Source organism: Mesorhizobium oxytropidicola (genome assembly GCF_056174625.1).
The window spans coordinates 2,270,902-2,288,784 of record NZ_CM149692.1 but is presented as its reverse complement, the minus strand read 5'-3'; the positions used below and the strand labels follow the sequence as shown (position 1 = coordinate 2,288,784).

Genomic DNA, 17,883 nt, shown 5'->3' with positions numbered 1-17,883 from the left:
CTTCCATGTCGTTTCTTATGGGGGCTCAGCTCAGAGCAGCGGCGATGGCGTGCACGGCCTTCAGCGTCGCCGTGGAGTAGGCGAGATTGCTGAAATCCGGCCAGGTCGAAAGCTTCACCACGACCATTCCTGTGTTCCAGTCGATATGGATCATCTGCCCGAACACGCCCCGGCACATCAGCGCGCGCGAGCTGGGATCCTCGATCCAGAACTGGTTGCGGTAGCTGCCCTGCGGCAGGCTGGGGGAGAAACCGGGGCCATGCCTGCCATTGCGTGTCGCCTCGATCCAGTCGGCCGGCACGATGCCGCCGCCATTGTCGAGGATCATCTGGCCGAAGCGGCCATAGTCGCGCAGCGTGGCGTTGAAGCCGCCATCGGCCACGGCATAGCCGGCGCTGTCGACGGTGAAGCAGGCGCTTTCGTCGGCGCCGAGCTTTTGCCAGAGTTCTTCCGAAACCAATTGCGCCAGTCGCTTGCCCGTCACCCGCTCCATGAGGAAGGCGAGCACGTCGGTCTCGATCGAGCGGTACTCGAACTTTGCCCCATGCGGGCGGACAATGTCCTTCAAGCCCAGGATCAGCTCAAACATATGCGAGGGCCAGCGGAAGTCCGGATCGCTGCCCGGCGGTACCGGCTTCCAGCCGGTGGCGACATCAACCTGGCCGATGTCGGAATAGCGGTCGGTGTACTCCTCGGAGAAACGCACGCCCGTCGTCATGTCGAGCACATGCTGGATAGTCGCGCCGGCCCAGCCTGTCTCCGCCAGCTCCGGCAGATAGTCGGTCACCGGCCTGGCCGGATCGATCAGGCCGCGCCCGGCCAATATGCCGAACACCGAGCCGGTGACGGACTTGGCCATCGACTGCGACAGATGCAGCGTGCGCTCGTCCATGCCGTTAAAATAGCGCTCATAGGCAACCTTGCCGTGCTTGAGCACGAGGAAGCCGTCCGTATAGGTTTCGTCGAGCAACCCGGCGAGCGTCGAGGCCCTGCCCTCGCTGTCCTCGACCGCCAGCCCGTCGAGATCGGCCTCGGCGCGTTCGAGACGATGGCGATGGCCGTTTCCGCGCCAGACTTCGGCGGTCGGCAGAATTTCGCGGATGTGCTGGAACGCCCAGCGGTTCCATGGCGGCCGGTCCCAGTCGAGCTTCGGCGGCACCATGACGGGCGGCGAGCCCTGCATGATCGGCGGCCGCGGGTCGCTGTTGCGATAGGAGTCCATGAAGGGCATTCCCGGAAACAGAAAGAACCCGGCGGCCTAGAGACGGATGATTTCAGGTCGGTTCGACCTGAAATCTGAATCCGTCTCTAAGTCAGAGAGAGATAGGGCATGATGCCTGGACAAACGGGTACCCGTTTGTCCGAGAAAACCGTTTCACACTTTTCGGCATCATGCCCTGGCCGCCGAGTCCGGCATGCAGCGATTACTTCTGCAGTTCGGTCCAGATCTTGGTGTAGAGTTCCTGCGTCTCCGGCGGGCACATCAGCTGCAGCTCGGCATGCGGCTTGGCGTCGGCCGGGATGACCACTTCCGGCGCGTCCTTCATGTCGGCCGGCATGTACTTGTCCGAGCCGGTGATGGCGTTGGCGTAGCGGTGGAAGGCCGACAGGCCTGCCGCGTTTTCCGGATCCATGATGAAGTTCTGGAACAGCTTGGCGTTGTCGACGTTCTTGGCTTCCTTCAGAACGACGACGTTATCGCTCCACAGGCCAAAGCCTTCCTTCGGATAATTGTAGTGAATGGCCGGATTGGCCAGCCGCTGGCGCAGCGCCGAGCCGTTCCAGTCGCTGGTGGCCTTGAAGTCGCCGGCGCCCATCTTCTCGATGGTGTTGTACTCCATCGCGATCCAGTTCGGCTTGGCTGCGACCAGCGTGTCGCGCACCTTCTTCAACACCGCCTTGTCGGTGGTGCACTGCTGGCCGCCGACATATTTGATCGCCGCGAAGATGACGTCATTCATCTCGGGAACGACATTGACCTTGCCCTTCAACTCGTCCGGCGTGTTGAAGATGATACCCCAGCTGTCGGCCGGTCCCTTGTAGGTATCGGTGTTGACGACGACGCCGACGGTGCCCAGCGCCCACGGCACCGAATATTTGCGGCCGGGATCGAAGTCGGGATTGGCCCATTCCGGCGCGACGTTCTTGAAGTTCTCCATCTTGCCGGGATCGGTTTCGAGCACGAGACCTTCCTTGATCCAGATCGGCACGTAGGTCTGCGACGGCACCGCGATGTCGAACCCGGTGCCGCCCTGGCGGACCTTGGCGAGCGCGGTATCGTTGGAATCGTAATCGGTGATGGTCACCTTGATGTTGTATTTGTCCTCGAACTTCTTGATCACATCGGGGCTGGTATAGTTGCCCCAATTGTAGATGTTGAGCACGCCGTCGGCGCGGGCAAGGCCCGTCGAAGCGAGCAGCGCCAACCCCATGGCGGTCGCTGTTGTCTTCCAGTTCATCGTTCTAACTCCCATTATCGGTTTCAGTCTCGTTTCCTGCTGACGAAGAAAAACAACGTGACGATCGCGACCGAAAGCAGCAGGAAAGCGGTCGATATCGCGTTGATCTCGGGTGTGATGCCGCGGCGGATCTGGCCGAGCATGTAAGTCGGCAGCGTGTCCTGGCCGCCCGATTTGACGAATTCGGTGATGACCACGTCATCGAGCGAGATGACGAAGGCCAGCATCAGGCCGGCGAGGATGCCGGGCCACAAAAGCGGCAGCGTGATGCGGCGGAAGGTCTTCCACGGCGTGGCGTAGAGATCGGCGGCGGCGCGTTCCAGCGTCAGGTCCATATTCTCCAGCCGCGCCCTGATCGGCAGATAGGCGAACGGAATGCAGAACGCCGTATGCGCGGCGACCAGGTAGCCGATGCCGGAATAGCCGGTGAAGATCTTGATGCGCGAGAAGAAGATCAGCAGCGCCACGCCGGTGACGATCTCGGGCACCATCAGCGGCTGGTTGATCGCCGCGTATTTGAAGGTGAGGCCGGGATAGGAGGCGGTGCGCGTGGTGGCGAGCGCCGCCATGGTGGCAAAAATCGTCGACAGCACCGCCGCGATGGAGCCTATCTGGAACGAGCGCAGCGTCGCATCGATGACCTGCGTGTTCTGGTATGCCGACTGGAACCATTTCAGCGAAAAGCCGCCCCATTCGGAGGTCGAGGTCGCCGCGTTGAAGGCATAGATCACCAGCACCACGATCGGCAGATAGAGCACGACGAAGCAGGTCGCCGCGATCGTCGTGAAGCCCGGCTGGTGCTTGATGGAGAAGTTGCTAGCCATGACGCACCCCCGACTTGCCGGCATTGCGCACATAGGCAAGCAGCGCCACCATGACGATGATCATCACCGTGATCGACAGCGCCGAGCCGAGCGGCCAGTTGCGGCCCTGCCCGAACTGCAATTCGATCAGGTTGGACAGCATCATGTTCTTGCCGCCGCCAAGCACGCTCGGCGTCACATAGGCGCCGAGGGCCGGAATGAAGACCAGGATCGAGCCGGCGATGACGCCGGGTTTGACCAGCGGGAAAATGATCTTGCGCAGCACCTTGAAGCGTGTCGCGTAGAGGTCATAGCCCGCCTCGACCAGGCGAAAATCGAGCTTCTCCATGCTGGCGTAGATCGGCAGCACCATCAGCGGCAGGTAGACATAGGCCATGCCGATCAGGATCGCCGTGTCGGTGTAGAGGATCTGGATCGGCGCCGAGATGATGCCGAGCTTCAAAAGGATCGTGTTGATGATGCCTTCGTTGCGGATGATCTGCAGCACGGCGAAGGTGCGGATCAGGAGGTTTGTCCAGAACGGGATGGTGATCAGGAACAGCCAGAGATCCCTGGTCTTTTCGCTGCGCGTCGCCATGAAATAGGCGGTCGGGAAACCGAGCGCCAAGGTCGCCAGCGTCGTCACTACAGCAAGCTTGATCGAGCGCCAGAAAATGGTGACATGCGCTGCCGCGAGCGAAAGCGTGTCGTCGAAAATGTCGCGTTCCAGGAACACCGATGTCCAGGCATCGGGCGAGAACTGCCATTTGACGTCGCCATAGGCGCCGGGCGTCAGGAACGAATAGACGAGCACGATCAGCAACGGGCCGGTCGCGGCGAGCAGGATGACCAGCAGCGCTGGGGCTGACAACAGCCAGCGGTCACGGACATCACGCCGTTCCGCGGCCTTGGCGACTTCTTCCGCGGTGGCCATCAGTCCCTCAGCACTTGCGCGGCGTCGTTGCCGATCAGGATGCCGACCTTGTCGCCGCGCTCGAAACCGCAGCCGGCGCTGCGCGTGTTCTGCTGGCGCACGGTGAAGGCCTCGCCGCTGTCGAGCTGGACATGGATATGCGTGTCGGTGCCGAAATAGACGATGTTCTCGACCGTGCCCGACAGGTCGCCCTTGTCCTTGGTCAGCTTGGCATGCTCGGGCCGCACCACCACGGTGGCGTTGTCCTTCGGCTGGAACCCTTCGGCAACGGTCGCCTCGATGGTCGTGCCGGATTTGAGCGTCGCGCGCGTCTTGCCGTTGCCGGTGCCCGATATGGCGGCGGTGAGGAAATTGGTTTCGCCGATGAAGTCAGCGACGAAGCGTTCCGCCGGCTTGTCGTAGATATCCCAGGGCGAGCCGACCTGCAGGATCTTGCCCGACGACATCACCGCAATGCGGTCCGACATGGTCAGCGCTTCTTCCTGGTCATGGGTGACGAAGATGAAGGTGATGCCGGTCTCATGCTGCAGCCGCTTCAACTCGATCTGCATCTCCTTGCGCAGCTTGTAGTCGAGTGCCGAGAGCGGCTCGTCGAGCAACAGCACTTTCGGCTGCGGCGCGAGCGCCCTGGCCAGGGCGACGCGCTGCTGCTGGCCACCGGAAATCTGCGCCGTGCGGCGGCCCGCCAGCGCTTCCATCTTGACCAGCTTGAGCATCTCGGCGACCCGCGCCTTGATCTCGGCCTTGGGCTTGCCGAGCATCTCCAGGCCGAAGCCGATATTGTCGGCCACCGTCATGTGCGGGAACAGGGCATAGGACTGGAAGACGGTGTTGACCGGCCGCTTGAACGGCGGCAGCGGCGCGATGTCCTGGCCGTAGAGCAGGATTTCACCGGCGGTTGGAAAGTCGAAGCCGGCGATCAGTCGCAAAAGGGTGGTCTTGCCGCAGCCGGACGGTCCCAGCAGCGTGAAGAACTCGTTTTCGCGGATAGATACCGAGACCTTGTCGAGGGCAGCGACCTGCCCCTCACCCGATCCGAAAATTTTACTGACGTTTACTACTTCAATCGCATTCCGATCCGGTTTGTCCGGCACGATTACGCCTCACTGTTGACCCCGCTCTTGCTGGCGGAGCTGTTCCCCTGTTCGATGTGACCACACGCCCGGTAGGTTGGCAAGCCCGGCATTGAATCACAGTTCAGTCAGTCATTTGGCCGGCAAGTCTCGTGTCATCGTCAGGCCTGGTAGGTGACCTTGCCGCCGCAGATCGTCGTCACCGGGCGCAGCTTGTGCAAATTGTCCGGCGCCGTCTTCTCGATATCATCAGACAGGACCACCAGATCGGCCATATAGCCCGATTTCAGCGTGCCCTTGCGGTGCTCGGCGAATTCGGCATAGGCGCCCTCGACCGTGTAGGCGGCGAGCGATTCATGCAGCGAGAAACTCTGGTCGGGGTCGCTCTCTGCCCATGGTTTGCGCATCACTGCCGCCTGGATGCTCAGGATCGGGTCGATCGGCGCCACCGGCCAGTCCGAGGCAAACACGACATGGGCGCCGGCGTCTTTCAATGTTCGCCAGGCATAGCTAAGCGGCCAGCGGGCCGGCCCGATACGCGACACGGTCGGCTCCAGCGGGAAATCCATGGCCCCGGGCGGATGCGACGGCTGCATCGAGGCGATGACGCCGAGTTCGGCGAAACGCGGCACGTCCGATGTGGTGGTGACTTCGATGTGCTCGACGCGATGCCGGCTGTCGCGCTTGCCATTGGCCTTTTGCGCTGCCTCGTAACCGTCGAGCACGGCCCGCACGGCACCATCGCCGATCGAGTGCACCGCGATCTGCAGGCCACGCCTGTCGATGGCGACCGCCAGATCGATGAACTGCTGTGGTGTGAACAGCGGCTCGCCGACCCAGTCCGGACGGTCGGCGTAGGGCTCGACCATGACAGCCGTCCAGGAATCGAGCACGCCGTCATAGAACACCTTGACCATGCCCGACGACAGCCACTCGCTGTTGTAGCGCTCGGCCATGACGGACGCCTTGTCGAGTATGTCGAGCGTCATGAAATTCTTGTAGTGGAAGGGGATCTGCACGCGGCAGGGCAAGCCTTCCTCGGCCTCGATCTCGGCCAGCAGTTCGAGCTGGTAGAGGTTGCCGTCCATGTTCTGGATGGAGGTGATGCCATGGCGCGCGCACCAGGCGAGCCCGCGCCGCATGATGTCGCGATCGGCGGCGCGTTCGGCGGCGGACGGCATCGGATCCGGCTCGCCGCCGGTCGCCAGCCCCAGCCGCACCCGGCCCTCGCCGGCAAGGTCGAGCACCGGGCCGAAGGCCTCGCCTTCGCGCAGTTCGCCCGCTGCCAGGTCATCCTCGCCCATGACGATTTCATTGCCCGGACCAAGCGCGCGGCCCTGCAGGATGCCGGCCATTTCAAGCGCCTTGGTATTGGCCCACATCGTGTGGTGATCGGGCGCCGCCATGCAGAACGGGCGATCGGGCAAAATGGCGTCGAGATGGTGGCGCGTCACCCGCTCGCTGCCGAGCACGGTGTAGTCGACGCCCTGTCCGACCAGCATTTTTGCGTCGGGCTTAGCCGACGCATAGTCACGGATCGCCTTCTGCAGCGCCTCGAAGCCATGGACACCGCCAAGCTGAAGATGCGCGAGCTCGGCCCCTCCTGAGAACAGGTGCATATGGGCTTCGATGAAACCGGGCAGGACCGAACCGCCCTTGGCGTCGATCACCTTTGTGGCCGATCCCTTGAGCTCTTCGATGGCGGCGCGGCTGCCGATGGCGACGATGGCGCCGTCCTTGACGGCAACGGCCTCGGCGGCGGGATTGTCATCGTCCATGGTCAGCACACGACCATTGATGACGATCAGATCCGCACTACGACCCGCACCCGTGACAGACATCGCGACTCCGCGCTTTTGACGACTGACTGAAACCGGCAATCCTGCGCCCAACAGCCTGCCACCCCACCGGAGTGGCGCCATCGGACAAAAATCAAATGCCAGCGCGCTGCCCTCGAAATTCCCCTTGTTATCCCTGGGGACAGCGTGGATAAAGAATGCGACTGATTATTCGCGTTTGTCAACATGCCGAATTTAGAATGTATTGTGGACAGCACCCTGCGCCTGTGTTCAGACCGAGCGGGGAACGAGGGCATCAAGCAGTGAAGCGCAGTCTCGACCGCAAAACCAAAATAGCGCTCGAACCGCGCAAGCAGCCGCGGCAGCAACGGTCGAGCAAGGTGGTCGACCGCATTCTCGACGCGGCGCTTATCCTGACGCGGGAGCAAGGAACCAGGACGCCGACGACGCTCGCCATTGCCCAGCGCGCCGGCCTGTCGGTCGGTTCGGTCTACCAATACTTTCCCAACAAGGAAGCCATTCTTCTGGACCTCGCCAGGCGCTGGCTGTCCTCCTTTCCCGAGGTGATCGAGAAGCGCATCAAGGTCCCGCGGCCCACCAACCGCGAAGAATTCCGGCGCGAGGTGCGCAAGCTTTTCATCGACACGTCCAGCATCTATCTCGAAAACGCGACCCTGATGCCGGTGATCGAGGCGATATCCGGCAACGCCGATCTCAGGCCTATCCAGGACGAATATGACGAGCAGATCATCGCGCTTTACGCCGCCTGGCTGCGGCATGTGAATCCTGCTCTCGAAGACAAGATCGCCAAACGGCTCGGCCTGGTGATGATGGAGGTCGGGCACGCCTGCCGGCTTGTCGGACTGAAGAGAGATCGCAGGACATTCGACCTCATCGAGGACGATGTCGAAGCCATGTGGCTGGCTCTGGTGAACCCCTATCTCAACCTTGACTGATTTCGCATTTCGAGAGGAATTTTATGAAGACTGTCTATTCGCCGCTTCATGCTGGCCATGCCGGCCAGATGGAACTGGTCACATCGGCCATCGTGCCGGGTTTCGAGAAGCCCTCTCGGGCCGAATTCATCAAGGCACGGGTCGAAAGCGAGAAGCTCGGACCGATCGTCCTGCCGCTCGAGCATGACCTTGCCGCCGCCAAGCGTATCCACAAATCAGACTATATCGACTTCCTGCCGACGGTCTGGCCGCAATGGGTGGCCTCCGGTCACGAGGGCACGGCCATGCCTTTCACCTGGCCGACGCGCGGCCTGCGCGGCGACGTGCCGCCAAAGCGTGTCGATGCGCTGCTCGGCTACTATTCCTTCGATGCCGGCGCCACCTTCGTCGAAGGCACCTGGGCCGCGATTAAATCATCCTATGACGTGGCACTGACCGCAGCCGGCCTGGTCAAGGGCGGCGAGAGGTCGGCGTTCGCGCTCTGCCGCCCGCCCGGCCACCATGCCGGCGCCGGGTTCATGGGCGGCTATTGCTACATCAACAACGCCGCCGTCGCCGCGCAATGGTTCCTCGACCAGGGCGCCAAACGCATCTCCATCCTCGACGTCGACTACCACCACGGCAACGGCACGCAGGAAATCTTCTACGACCGCGCCGACGTGCAGGTCCTCAACCTGCATGGTGATCCCATGGTCGAATACCCGTTCTTCCTCGGCCATACCGATGAACGTGGCGCGGGCGCGGGCGAAGGCTTCAACATCAATTATCCCATGCCGTTCGGTACCGACTGGGACGCTTGGAACGCCTCGCTGGAGGACGCTTGCGCCAGGCTCGCCGCCTACGCGCCCGACATCGTCATCGTCTCGCTCGGCGTCGACACTTTCGAGAAGGATCCGATCAGCCAGTTCAAGCTGAAAAGCCCGGACTATCCCAAGATCGGCCGCCGCATCGCCAAGCTCGGCTTGCCGACGCTGTTCGTCATGGAAGGCGGCTATGCCGTCGAGGAGATCGGCATCAACGCCGTCGGCGTACTGACCGGTTTCGAGGACCGGTAAGCCGGCTCGCAAACCAAGGGCTGATAGCGAAGAAAGGGGGCGGCATGACCGCCCTTTTTTGCAAGCTACGTTGCGGCGCCGGTGCTCGGCGCGGCCGTTGGTGCGGCAGCCCTGCGTGAGCGGCCGAGATAGTAGACTGCCGCCGCTGCGATGACGCCCGCCGCCAATATGCCCGCCGCCAGCACCGGCCGATACCAGAACCAGGCAATCGCGATTGTCGTCGTGCCGACCAGGATCGCCAGGAAGAAGGCGATGATGCCGGTTCCCATCCGCGCCATGCTGCCAAGGAACGGGATGACGTCGAGGATCACGCCGATCGGGCTGAGGAACAGCGCAAAGCCGATCGTCAGCAACAAAAGGCCGCCGGCGCGCAGCAGCCAGGTGATCAGCGTGTTGGCGCTGACAGCCTCGGCGAAGATCTTGTCGGCCGGCACCTGGCCGGTATCGACCATCAGCAGCGCATCGCCCGCTTGCGTCTGGTAGGGCTCGAACCGGCTGCCGGCCTGGCGCGCCACGATGCTGACCACGCCGAGCGGCGCCAGTTCGTAGCTGATACGGTAGTCGCCCAGCGCAGGTGTTGTGTTGTCGCTGCCGAGATAGATCTTGCCGTCAACGATACTGAGCGGTTTCGTCCCGGCATAGGCGGCCTTGATCGCCGCCGACTGATTGGACGACAGCGAATAGTCCTTGTCGCCGTCGATGCGGTCGAGCACCGGCGTGTCGAGATCGAAGGCGACGAGCTTGCCCTGCGGAATCTGGAAGGCGCGGCTGTGGATCGCCATCGGCGGATTCTGATGGCCGTCCGGCTTCTTGAAATCCGATGAATCGATCTGCTTGTCGTCCCACACTTTCGAATAGCTGTAGGTGGTCTCCGTCTCCTCCCCGCCGCCAAGCTTCTTGGTGGTCTCGGATTTGGATTCTTCCTTCCACTGATACATCTCGACGCTGCGCGACAGGCGCAGCCCTTGCGCGGCAATGCCGAAATCCGGATCCGACAGGCCGCTATCCGCCGTCACCGGCCCGCTGACATGCACCAGCTTTCCGTCATTGCCTGCATCGACGCTGTCGGCATTGATCGAGACCACGGCGCCGGCGCCCTCGGCCAGCGAGCGCGCCGTCTGCACGGCGCGACCCTCGTTCCAGAACAGCCCGATCACCATCAGCACGACCAGCAGCAGGCCGAAAATGACCCCGCCGACCGCGCGCTTGATCCGCCCGAACCACGAGACTGACGTAACTTCCCGAAATGAATCGCTCATCGTTTCCCCCGAAACCAAAGATAACAAGATTTAAGCGCGGCCGGCGGCCGCGCATCGAGCCGATCAATCGGCATGGATTTGCGCGCCGCAGTCCTTGGCGCCAGCGCAAGTGTGCACCGCTCGCGTGGTGCCGCCATCGCCGACCCGCCACGGTGAAGCGGATAGCGGCGCCTGGCTGTTGCCGCCGAGAAGGTCGAGCGCCCGCATGGCCGTCTGCTCGCCCGCCTCGTCACGCTTGACGACCTCGACCTCCTTGAGGCCGATCGCGGCAAGCTGTGGCATGACCACGTCGGGATCACCGGCAACGACGATCAGCGACGGGTCGAGCGACGACAATGCCAGCGCCTGTTTCTGCACGGCATCGAGCGTCAGCCGGGTACGCGCCGTCATGCGGTTCTGTTGATCTTCGAGCGTCGAACCGCTGCCGACTGCTGAGATCAGCGAACCGAACAGACCTGCCGAGGTCTCCGCCGACCCGGCCAGTGCCCGGCGATAGACCGTTACCGTGCGGTCGACCTCGTCCTGCGCCACCGGCAAGGTGGTCAGGCCGGCAAACCCTTTCAGGATCTCGGTGATCGCCGGACCGGTGTTGGCCCGCTCGACGGTGGTTGCCACGACCAGTCCCGAGCCGGCCTTCATCGGGCTCATGAGATAGCTCGACACGCCATAGGAATAGCCCTTCTCCTCGCGGATCACCGAATTCAGCCGGCTGGAGAAATCATCGCCAAGCAGATTGGCGACCGCGGTCGATTCAGCGCGCTCGCCTTCGTCGGTGCCGGGCGCCGGCCGCGCCACGAACAGCGCCGACTGGCTGGCGCCGGGTTCAGGCACCAGCAGCACCTTCTGACCGCTGTTGAAATGCGCCGCCGGCGACGGTTCGACAGCATAGCCGATGGCATCGCTTGTCCATGTGCCGAATGCTTTTTCAAGGCCGGCCGCGACGGTGGCGACCGGCATCGGGCCGACGCTGTAGAAGGTCACCGCCTTGGGCGTGAACTCCGCCTTGAACGCGGCTTTGGCCTCGTCGAGCGAGATCGACGCCAGCGCCTTCGCCGACCAGTCGACCGCGGCCTTGCCCGGTACCTGCGGAATAAGCGCCGTCTTTGCCGCGCGGCCGGCAACGCCAGGCAGATCCGCCTCGCGCCCGTTCAGCCAGTCGACCGTCTGCGCCATCAGCACGGTCCATTCAGTCTTGTCGAAACGCGGCTTCAGCACCGCGTCGGCAAGCAGGCCGAGACCTTGATCCAATTTTTCCGGCGGCACGCCAAGCGTCATCGTGGTGGCCAGCGCGCCGGCCTGATAGCCGATCCCCGCACCGATATCGCTGGTCGCCTTGGCGAAGTCGGCCGCGCCGCGATCGGCCGCACCCCGCGTCGCCATGCTTGCGGCCAGCTCCAGCAGCCCCTCCTTGCCTTCCGGCACACTGTTCCAGCCGCCTTCGGCGCTCGCTGCCACATAGACCATCGGCGCTTCCGGCATGGTGTAATGGACGAGCTTGATGCCGTTGGAGAGCGTCGCCGTTTCCATCACCGGCAACGCCGCCGAAGGCGCTTGCCCGGCCGGATGCTTCGGAATGTCGAGCGCCACCCGCTCAGGTGCCGTAAAAGGCTGTGGCGTTCCGGACGAGCCGATCAGCGCGTCGGGATAGCCGCCGCGCGGGCCCGGCTTCAGCACCAGCACGCTGGCGTCTTCCGGTTTCAACAGCCGCTTGATCGTCGCTTCGACTTCCGCCACGCTGGCATTCTTGACGCGCGGATCGTCGACCAGCGCGCTCTGCGCGTCGCCGAGAATATCGGCATTGTAGGAGACGGTGCCGGCGCGATCCTTCAGCGCCTCGTTGCCCAGCCGCGCCGCCTGCAATATGCCGTTGCGCGCGCGTTCGACATCAGCCGGATCGAGCGGCGTCTTCTGGAAATCCGCGAAGGCCGCTTTCATCGCGCTCTCGAGCGCTTCCGGCGTCACGCCTGCCGCCGCACCCGCCTCGAAGGTGAAGCGCCCGCCAAGCAGGCCGCCCGTCCAGCTCGCGCTGGCATAGGTGGCGATGCCCTGTTGCGAGACCAGCCGGTTGCGCAGAAATCCATAGTCGCCATTGCCGAGCAGTTCGGCGGCAATGCTGAGCGCGCCATTGTCAGGCGACTGCGCCGCCGGGCCGCTGAAGCCGACCACGACGACGGGGCTCGGCACGCGATCCTCGAGCACCAGCTTGAGGCGGGCCTGGGTAGGTTCCGGAACGGCTGGGCGTGCCACGTCGGCGCCACGCGGTACCCGGCCGAACGTGTCGGCAATCAGCGCCTTGGTGTGATCGACCTTGAGGTCGCCGACCAGCACCAGCACCGCATTGTTGGGCAGATAGTAGGTGTTGAAGAAGCCTCTGACGTCGTCGAGCGTCGCCGCATCGAGGTCGGCGACCGAACCGATGACCATGCGGCTATAGGGGTGCGGCTTCGGGAACAGCCCGGACCAGAACGCTTCCCAGCCCGATGCGCCGGCCTTGTCGAGCACGTTCTGGCGCATCTCGTTCTTGACCACCGAGCGCTGCAGGTCGAGCTTGGCCTGTGTCACCGAGCGGCCGAGATTGGCCATGCGGTCTGCTTCCAGCGACAGGATCATCGGCAGCGACGACGACAGCCCGTCGACATAGAACACGGTGCCGTCCTCAGTGGTCCAGGCATTGATCTCGTTGCCCAATGCGGCGTGGGCGCCGAACACGTTCGGCCAGGCCGGTGTTCCGGAAAACATCAGATGCTCGAACAGATGCGCGAAGCCAGAGCGACCGGCGGGTTCATTCATCGACCCGACGCGATAGCGCAGGTTCATCACCACTTTCGGCGCGCGATGATCCGGCACCAGCACCACTTGCAGCCCGTTGTCGAGCGCATAGGTGACGATTGGCTCGGCCTTGGCGGGCGCTGCCGCACCGGCAAGAACCACAAGCATCACCGTGAACGCCAGGAAAACCTGCTTCATGATCACCCCCATGCCGATGGCTGCGAAACAAGCGCCGCCACCCCTGCCCAGTCCGATCGAAGGGAAGCCCACCCCTGTTGATCAGCGAAAACCTACCGGAATCGGTCGGCCCTCGATACGGCAGTCTCACAACACCCTCTGGCTTTTTGATGTCGGGTTCATGTCGGCGAGTGAAGTGCCCTGAAACGATGAAACCGGCCCGCTTGCCCGCTTCTGAGTCGCACGCGAGTCCACCGGATTCGATTTTGTCAAATCGCGTTTGATGTCGGATTCATCTGCGGGTAGATTAGACCCGAATCAGCCGGTCCTCGGGGGGCGCGGCGACCACCCAAAGTCTCACGTTCCGGAATGTTCCGGCGCCAGACGCGGATGTCTTCGCGTTCCCTAAACGGATTCCGTCTGATTGGCGCGGCCCCGCGCCTCGTGTGCGTCTCGTGAAAGTAACGCGTTTTCGGTTTCGGCGGCTGGCCTCCAGCATCCGGACAGCAGAAACGATTCCGGCCAAAAGCAGCAAATGAGCAGTCCCGCCGCGCTTCTTCAATACGATACATTGGGCTCGCGCCTGACGTCGCGCGGTGATTTGACCAGCTTCTTCATGGAGCTGACCGCCGAGATCGGCGCCGACAGCTACATGCTGGTTGCCATCGTCCACGACCAGGATCGCAACGACGCGCGCATCGTCTCGTCGAACTGGATCTTCGACGCCATCGAACTGACCGGCAAGCGGCTGATCGCCAGCCTTGCCCAGGGGGCCCTCACCGTCGCGCCCGGCATCCGACCGCGGCCGCTGGTGGCGGCAGAGGCACCCGATGCCGACGGGCTGGTCTCCGGCGAAGAGGCCCGCCTTCTCGACGTGCTCGGCCATGCCGAGATTTACTCGCTCAGGCTGAATGTCGGCCGCCAGCGCCTGTTCGCCCTGTTCTCGGCGGCGACGGCTGGCCAGATCGACCAGCCGGCGCTGATGAGGGCACAGCTGAAATGCTGCTACGCGCTCTCGCATATCCCGCAGTTGATCGCCGCGGCTGCGATGCAGGATCCACTGTCGGATCGTGAGCGCGAATGCCTGTTCTGGGTCTCGGAGGGCAAGACCACCGACGAGGTGGCCGTCATCCTTGGCGTCTCCTCCAACACCGTCAACAGCTACATCACCCACGCCATCCAGAAATTCGCGGCCTCGAACCGTGCGATGGCCATCGCCACGGCGATCAGGAGTGGCATCATTTGAAACACGCCGACATCAAGGACGCCGCAGAGGCCCTTTTCAACGAGCAGCGCAGCCCCTTCGGTGCCTTCTCGCTCGGCTCCGAAACGCATCACGCCGTCACCGTTCCCGATGCCGTGCGCCGCTGCCGCTGGATATCCGTCGACATCAACGCCTCGGCCTTCGGCCTGTACTTCGTCAGCCCGTCGCCGGAGCGGGCGCGGCTGGTGCCGTGTTTCGATTCCGACTATCCCGGCATTGCCGTGGCGAGCAAGTTCATCTCGGGCGCCAATGGCGAGGAGATCGTGCGCCACACCCACAACTCGACGGAGCCGCGCTGGTGGACGGATGACGGCATGGCGGCGATGGCTGAAATGTTCGGCAATCTCGCCTGGACCGCACAGATGGCGCCGCTGGCGCCCGGCACCAGCGGCATAGCCTTTCCCGTCCACGCCGATCGCGGCCAATGCGGCCTCGTCGTCTTCCTGGGGTCGGAGATCGCGCTGCCGCAGGATACGCTCTACGAAATCCACGCCCGCTGCTTTTCCCTGTTCGCCGCTGTCGCGCGAATCCGTCCCGGTGACACCGGCAGGATGCGCGCTATCTCCAAGCGCGAACTCGAATGCCTGAAGCTGACCGCCAACGGCAACACCAGCGAGGAGATCGCGCGGCTCCTGAAACTGTCGGTGCACACGGCCAACCAGTATCTGACGCAATCGACGCAGAAGCTCAACGCCGTCAACCGCAACCAGGCGGTCGCCAAGGCGCTGCGACTCGGTCTGATCGAGTAGTTACTGTCGCCTGGCAAAGGCGCTTCAGAAAGCCAGAGGCTCGACTCTACGGATCCGGGCCTGTTCGATCACCGCCTCGAGCAGTGCCGTGTTGTGCTCGGGGTCCTCGCCGGGCTTTTCGAACGACACATAATTGACCGCGACCGAATTGCCGGTATCGCTCAGCGTCAGCTGGAAATAGACAGTCACACCGGGTGGCCTGAGTTCCAGATCGAGCACGATGCGCGGGCTGCCGCTCCAGTCGACATGCGCCTCGCCGCCATGGCCGAGCCTGAGCGTGCCGGGCATGAAGAACAGCTCCACCGCTGAATCGACCAAATCCGACAGGCAGGCGAAATGCTCCAGCCGGATGAAGGCGATGTAGTCGGCGACATCGATCAGCCTCAGTTCGCCGACCACTTGCTCGATGGCGCTGGCGACGATGATCTCGCGGGATTTTGCGTGCGGTTGGCGGTTCATGAAATCTGTCTGCGCTCAGCCTTTTTCGAGTAGACGATCCGCACCAGTTCGGCGACGGCCTGGTAGAATTGCGACGGGATCACATTATCGACCGAAACTTGCTTGTACATGGAGCGGGCGAGCGCCACGTCCTCGAAGATCGGGATGTTGTGCTCCTTGGCGATCTCGCGGATTTTCAGCGCCACCAGATCCTGCCCCTTGGCCACCACCAGCGGCGCCGAATCCTCGTCGCGCACATATTTCAGCGCGATCGAGAAGTGGGTCGGGTTGGCGATGATCAGCGTCGCGCGCGGCACCGCCGTCATCATCCGCTTGCGTGCGCGGTCGCGCGCCAGCGAGCGCAGCCGCGACTTGACGATCGGGTCACCCTCGGACTGCTTGAATTCGTCCTTGACCTCCTGCTTGCTCATGCGCAGGTCCTGCTTCCAGTGGAAGCGCGACCAGACGATGTCGATCGCCGCGATCAGGCCCATGACGAAGACGATCGCCACCAGTATGTCGACCGCAATGCCGCGGATGACGAGGCCGAAAGCGACCGGATTGGTGATCATTCCGGCGAGCAGCTTGCGGTGATCCTCCGACAGCGTGAAGGTGAGCACGGCGATGGCGAAGCCGACCTTTGCCAGGGATTTCAGGAACTCGACCCAGCCCTGGGCACCGAACATCCGGTTCCAGCCCTTGGTGATCGAAATACGCGAGAGCTGCGGCCTGATCCGCTCGCCGACGAATTGCGGCATGTTCTGGAGCACCGAGGCACCGATGCCGGCGACGGTCAAAAGCACCAGCAGGCTGACGACGGCGCGGCCCACTTCCAGCATGACGATCTTGTAGAGCTCGATGACATCGGTCTCGGTGTCCATCGGCCAGGCCTCGGGCTTTTCGAGGAACATCGACAGGAACATGCCGAGGTTGATGACCGCGTCCTTGGCATAGAAGACGGTGAAAACCAGTATGGCGACGAAGGAAGCGAGGATCGCGGTTTCCTTCGAATGGGGCAGCTTGCCCTGTTCGATGGTGTCGCGGACCTTCTTTTCCGTTGCCTCTTCGGTTTTGGAGTCCTTGTCGGTGGCGTCGGACATGCCCTAGGCGGCGTTCTGCGTCGCGGGAAGTTCGAATGCGCCTTCACGTGACAGCCGGATCGTCGTCGTCACGATTGTCTTGCGCGCCGTCATGATGTCGGCGAGAGGAATCCCTTCCGATCCCTGTCCGAGTTCGGCTTCGATCATGCGCCGCGACCGCGCGCCGATAGCCGACAGCACCGATTCGGCGAGCGCGGCCGGGGTACCGCGCAGCGCCAGCGTGACGAGCTCGGTCGACAGTCCGTCGAACAAAAGCACGCGCGCCTTCTGGGTGAGCAGCGGCAGGTCGTCGAAAGCAAACAGCCGGGCCCGCACGCCGTCAAGGTCGGGCGTGCCGGCGGCTTCCAGGTCCTGCATGACCTCCTCGAGCAGCGGCTTGTCCAGTTCGTTGAGCACGCTGGCGACGCGCGCCTGCCCAGCTGACGTGTCCTTGGTCGAGGTTTCCGCCAGCACGCTGGCGCGCAGCCGGTTCTCGACGATCCGGGCGGCGGCGTCCGGAACATTGGCCATCGTCACCATACGCTTGATGATTTCGCCGCGCATCGGCTTCGTCAGCGTCAAAAGCACGCTCGCCGCCGCCTGCGGCGCCAGCTTCGACAGGACCATGGCCGCCGTCTGCGGATGTTCGCCGGTCAGGAAGGTGCCCAACCGGGAGGGTTCGAGCTTTTCGAGATCGGGCCAGATCGGCGGCGGCCCTTCTGGTGCCGCCTCCGGTTTCTTGTTGCCCATGATGGCGCTCATCTCTTCGGGCGACAGCGATTCGTTGAGGATGGTGTCCATCCTGTCGGCGGAATCGAGCAGGCCAGCCCCTTCGGTGAACTCGGCCTCGAATTCGGCGACGATGCGCTCGAGATCGCTCTGCGGAATGGTCCTGAGCAGCCGGGCGCCCTCGATCAGCGCCTTCAGCTCTTCCTGCTTGAAGAATTTCAAGAGGCGACTGGCGGACGGCTTGCCCATCGCCACCAATATGGCGGCTGCCTTCTGCGCGCGCGTCAGGGTCGTCAGCGGCGTCATGCTGCCTCTCGCCTCCGCTGCAACCGGCAAGCCC

15 protein-coding genes are annotated in these 17,883 nt (G+C 63.3%); 4 read left to right on the top strand and 11 right to left on the bottom strand.

Annotation, left to right across the window (positions count from 1 at the left end; all coding sequences use genetic code 11):
- Window positions 1-25: 25 nt before the first annotated feature.
- The 6 genes from AC0V8S_RS11445 to AC0V8S_RS11420 all read right to left on the bottom strand — a co-directional run bounded on the left by AC0V8S_RS11445 (window position 26) and on the right by AC0V8S_RS11420 (window position 7,110).
- Entirely contained in the window at window positions 26-1,222 is a 1,197-nt protein-coding gene (locus AC0V8S_RS11445; RefSeq protein ID WP_475437729.1) for a serine hydrolase domain-containing protein, read from the bottom strand.
- A 202-nt stretch (window positions 1,223-1,424) separates the two neighbouring features.
- Window positions 1,425-2,459, bottom strand: a complete 1,035-nt coding sequence (locus AC0V8S_RS11440) for an extracellular solute-binding protein (protein WP_475437728.1) — start codon at window positions 2,457-2,459, stop codon at window positions 1,425-1,427.
- Window positions 2,460-2,482: 23 nt separating this feature from the next.
- Window positions 2,483-3,283, bottom strand: a complete 801-nt coding sequence (locus AC0V8S_RS11435) for an ABC transporter permease (protein ID WP_095199313.1) — start codon at window positions 3,281-3,283, stop codon at window positions 2,483-2,485.
- Window positions 3,276-4,196, bottom strand: a complete 921-nt coding sequence (locus tag AC0V8S_RS11430) for an ABC transporter permease (RefSeq protein ID WP_183462734.1) — start codon at window positions 4,194-4,196, stop codon at window positions 3,276-3,278. The genes AC0V8S_RS11435 and AC0V8S_RS11430 overlap by 8 nt, the downstream gene beginning before the upstream one ends.
- Window positions 4,196-5,290, bottom strand: coding sequence for an ABC transporter ATP-binding protein (locus tag AC0V8S_RS11425; RefSeq protein WP_183462736.1), 1,095 nt, complete (start codon window positions 5,288-5,290; stop codon window positions 4,196-4,198). Before AC0V8S_RS11425 ends, AC0V8S_RS11430 begins: the two co-directional genes overlap by 1 nt.
- A 140-nt stretch (window positions 5,291-5,430) precedes the next feature.
- Entirely contained in the window at window positions 5,431-7,110 is a 1,680-nt protein-coding gene (locus AC0V8S_RS11420) for an amidohydrolase (protein WP_183462738.1), read from the bottom strand.
- Window positions 7,111-7,370: 260 nt separating this feature from the next.
- Here AC0V8S_RS11420 and AC0V8S_RS11415 point away from each other — a divergent pair, with 260 nt between their 5' ends.
- Window positions 7,371-8,024: a TetR/AcrR family transcriptional regulator gene (locus AC0V8S_RS11415; protein WP_183462740.1), complete on the top strand. Its 654-nt coding sequence runs from the start codon at window positions 7,371-7,373 to the stop codon at window positions 8,022-8,024.
- Between the two features lie 23 nt (window positions 8,025-8,047).
- The gene (locus AC0V8S_RS11410) at window positions 8,048-9,079 is read left to right on the top strand and encodes a histone deacetylase family protein (protein WP_475437727.1); all 1,032 of its coding nucleotides are present in this window, start codon (window positions 8,048-8,050) and stop codon (window positions 9,077-9,079) included.
- A 65-nt stretch (window positions 9,080-9,144) separates the two neighbouring features.
- Here the strand turns inward: AC0V8S_RS11410 and AC0V8S_RS11405 are convergent, their stop codons facing one another.
- Together AC0V8S_RS11405 and AC0V8S_RS11400 are read right to left on the bottom strand one after the other, a co-directional pair.
- Window positions 9,145-10,338: a TMEM43 family protein gene (locus AC0V8S_RS11405; protein WP_475437726.1), complete on the bottom strand. Its 1,194-nt coding sequence runs from the start codon at window positions 10,336-10,338 to the stop codon at window positions 9,145-9,147.
- Between the two features lie 63 nt (window positions 10,339-10,401).
- Complete coding sequence (locus AC0V8S_RS11400; protein ID WP_475437725.1) at window positions 10,402-13,305, bottom strand: M16 family metallopeptidase; 2,904 nt, start codon at window positions 13,303-13,305, stop codon at window positions 10,402-10,404.
- Window positions 13,306-13,819: 514 nt separating this feature from the next.
- On the opposite strand from AC0V8S_RS11400, the gene AC0V8S_RS11395 reads away from it, so the two are divergent.
- Both AC0V8S_RS11395 and AC0V8S_RS11390 read left to right on the top strand, forming a co-directional pair.
- On the top strand, window positions 13,820-14,530 hold the full coding sequence (locus AC0V8S_RS11395; RefSeq protein WP_475437724.1) for a helix-turn-helix transcriptional regulator: 711 nt from the start codon (window positions 13,820-13,822) through the stop codon (window positions 14,528-14,530).
- Window positions 14,527-15,297, top strand: coding sequence for a helix-turn-helix transcriptional regulator (locus tag AC0V8S_RS11390; RefSeq protein ID WP_183462751.1), 771 nt, complete (start codon window positions 14,527-14,529; stop codon window positions 15,295-15,297). Before AC0V8S_RS11395 ends, AC0V8S_RS11390 begins: the two co-directional genes overlap by 4 nt.
- 24 nt (window positions 15,298-15,321) lie before the next feature.
- Here the strand turns inward: AC0V8S_RS11390 and AC0V8S_RS11385 are convergent, their stop codons facing one another.
- Genes AC0V8S_RS11385 through AC0V8S_RS11375 form a run of 3 tightly spaced genes read right to left on the bottom strand, consistent with a single transcriptional unit; the run spans window position 15,322 to window position 17,849 of the window.
- Entirely contained in the window at window positions 15,322-15,756 is a 435-nt protein-coding gene (locus AC0V8S_RS11385; RefSeq protein WP_475437723.1) for a hypothetical protein, read from the bottom strand.
- Entirely contained in the window at window positions 15,753-16,835 is a 1,083-nt protein-coding gene (gene flhB, locus AC0V8S_RS11380; protein ID WP_475437722.1) for a flagellar biosynthesis protein FlhB, read from the bottom strand. The genes AC0V8S_RS11385 and flhB overlap by 4 nt, the downstream gene beginning before the upstream one ends.
- A gap of 3 nt (window positions 16,836-16,838) precedes the next feature.
- Window positions 16,839-17,849 (bottom strand): flagellar motor switch protein FliG, encoded by a 1,011-nt coding sequence (locus AC0V8S_RS11375; RefSeq protein ID WP_475437721.1) that lies wholly within the window; start codon window positions 17,847-17,849, stop codon window positions 16,839-16,841.
- Window positions 17,850-17,883 lie beyond the last annotated feature (34 nt).

Coding starts and splice junctions, on each gene's coding strand:
- AC0V8S_RS11440 (WP_475437728.1), bottom strand. CDS start 2,459: ATGAACTGGAAGACAACAGCGACCGCCATGGGGTTGGCGCTGCTCGCT.
- AC0V8S_RS11435 (WP_095199313.1), bottom strand. CDS start 3,283: ATGGCTAGCAACTTCTCCATCAAGCACCAGCCGGGCTTCACGACGATC.
- AC0V8S_RS11375 (WP_475437721.1), bottom strand. CDS start 17,849: ATGACGCCGCTGACGACCCTGACGCGCGCGCAGAAGGCAGCCGCCATA.
- flhB (WP_475437722.1), bottom strand. CDS start 16,835: ATGTCCGACGCCACCGACAAGGACTCCAAAACCGAAGAGGCAACGGAA.
- AC0V8S_RS11400 (WP_475437725.1), bottom strand. CDS start 13,305: ATGAAGCAGGTTTTCCTGGCGTTCACGGTGATGCTTGTGGTTCTTGCC.
- AC0V8S_RS11410 (WP_475437727.1), top strand. CDS start 8,048: ATGAAGACTGTCTATTCGCCGCTTCATGCTGGCCATGCCGGCCAGATG.
- AC0V8S_RS11445 (WP_475437729.1), bottom strand. CDS start 1,222: ATGGACTCCTATCGCAACAGCGACCCGCGGCCGCCGATCATGCAGGGC.
- AC0V8S_RS11420 (WP_183462738.1), bottom strand. CDS start 7,110: ATGTCTGTCACGGGTGCGGGTCGTAGTGCGGATCTGATCGTCATCAAT.
- AC0V8S_RS11395 (WP_475437724.1), top strand. CDS start 13,820: ATGAGCAGTCCCGCCGCGCTTCTTCAATACGATACATTGGGCTCGCGC.
- AC0V8S_RS11385 (WP_475437723.1), bottom strand. CDS start 15,756: ATGAACCGCCAACCGCACGCAAAATCCCGCGAGATCATCGTCGCCAGC.
- AC0V8S_RS11430 (WP_183462734.1), bottom strand. CDS start 4,196: ATGGCCACCGCGGAAGAAGTCGCCAAGGCCGCGGAACGGCGTGATGTC.
- AC0V8S_RS11405 (WP_475437726.1), bottom strand. CDS start 10,338: ATGAGCGATTCATTTCGGGAAGTTACGTCAGTCTCGTGGTTCGGGCGG.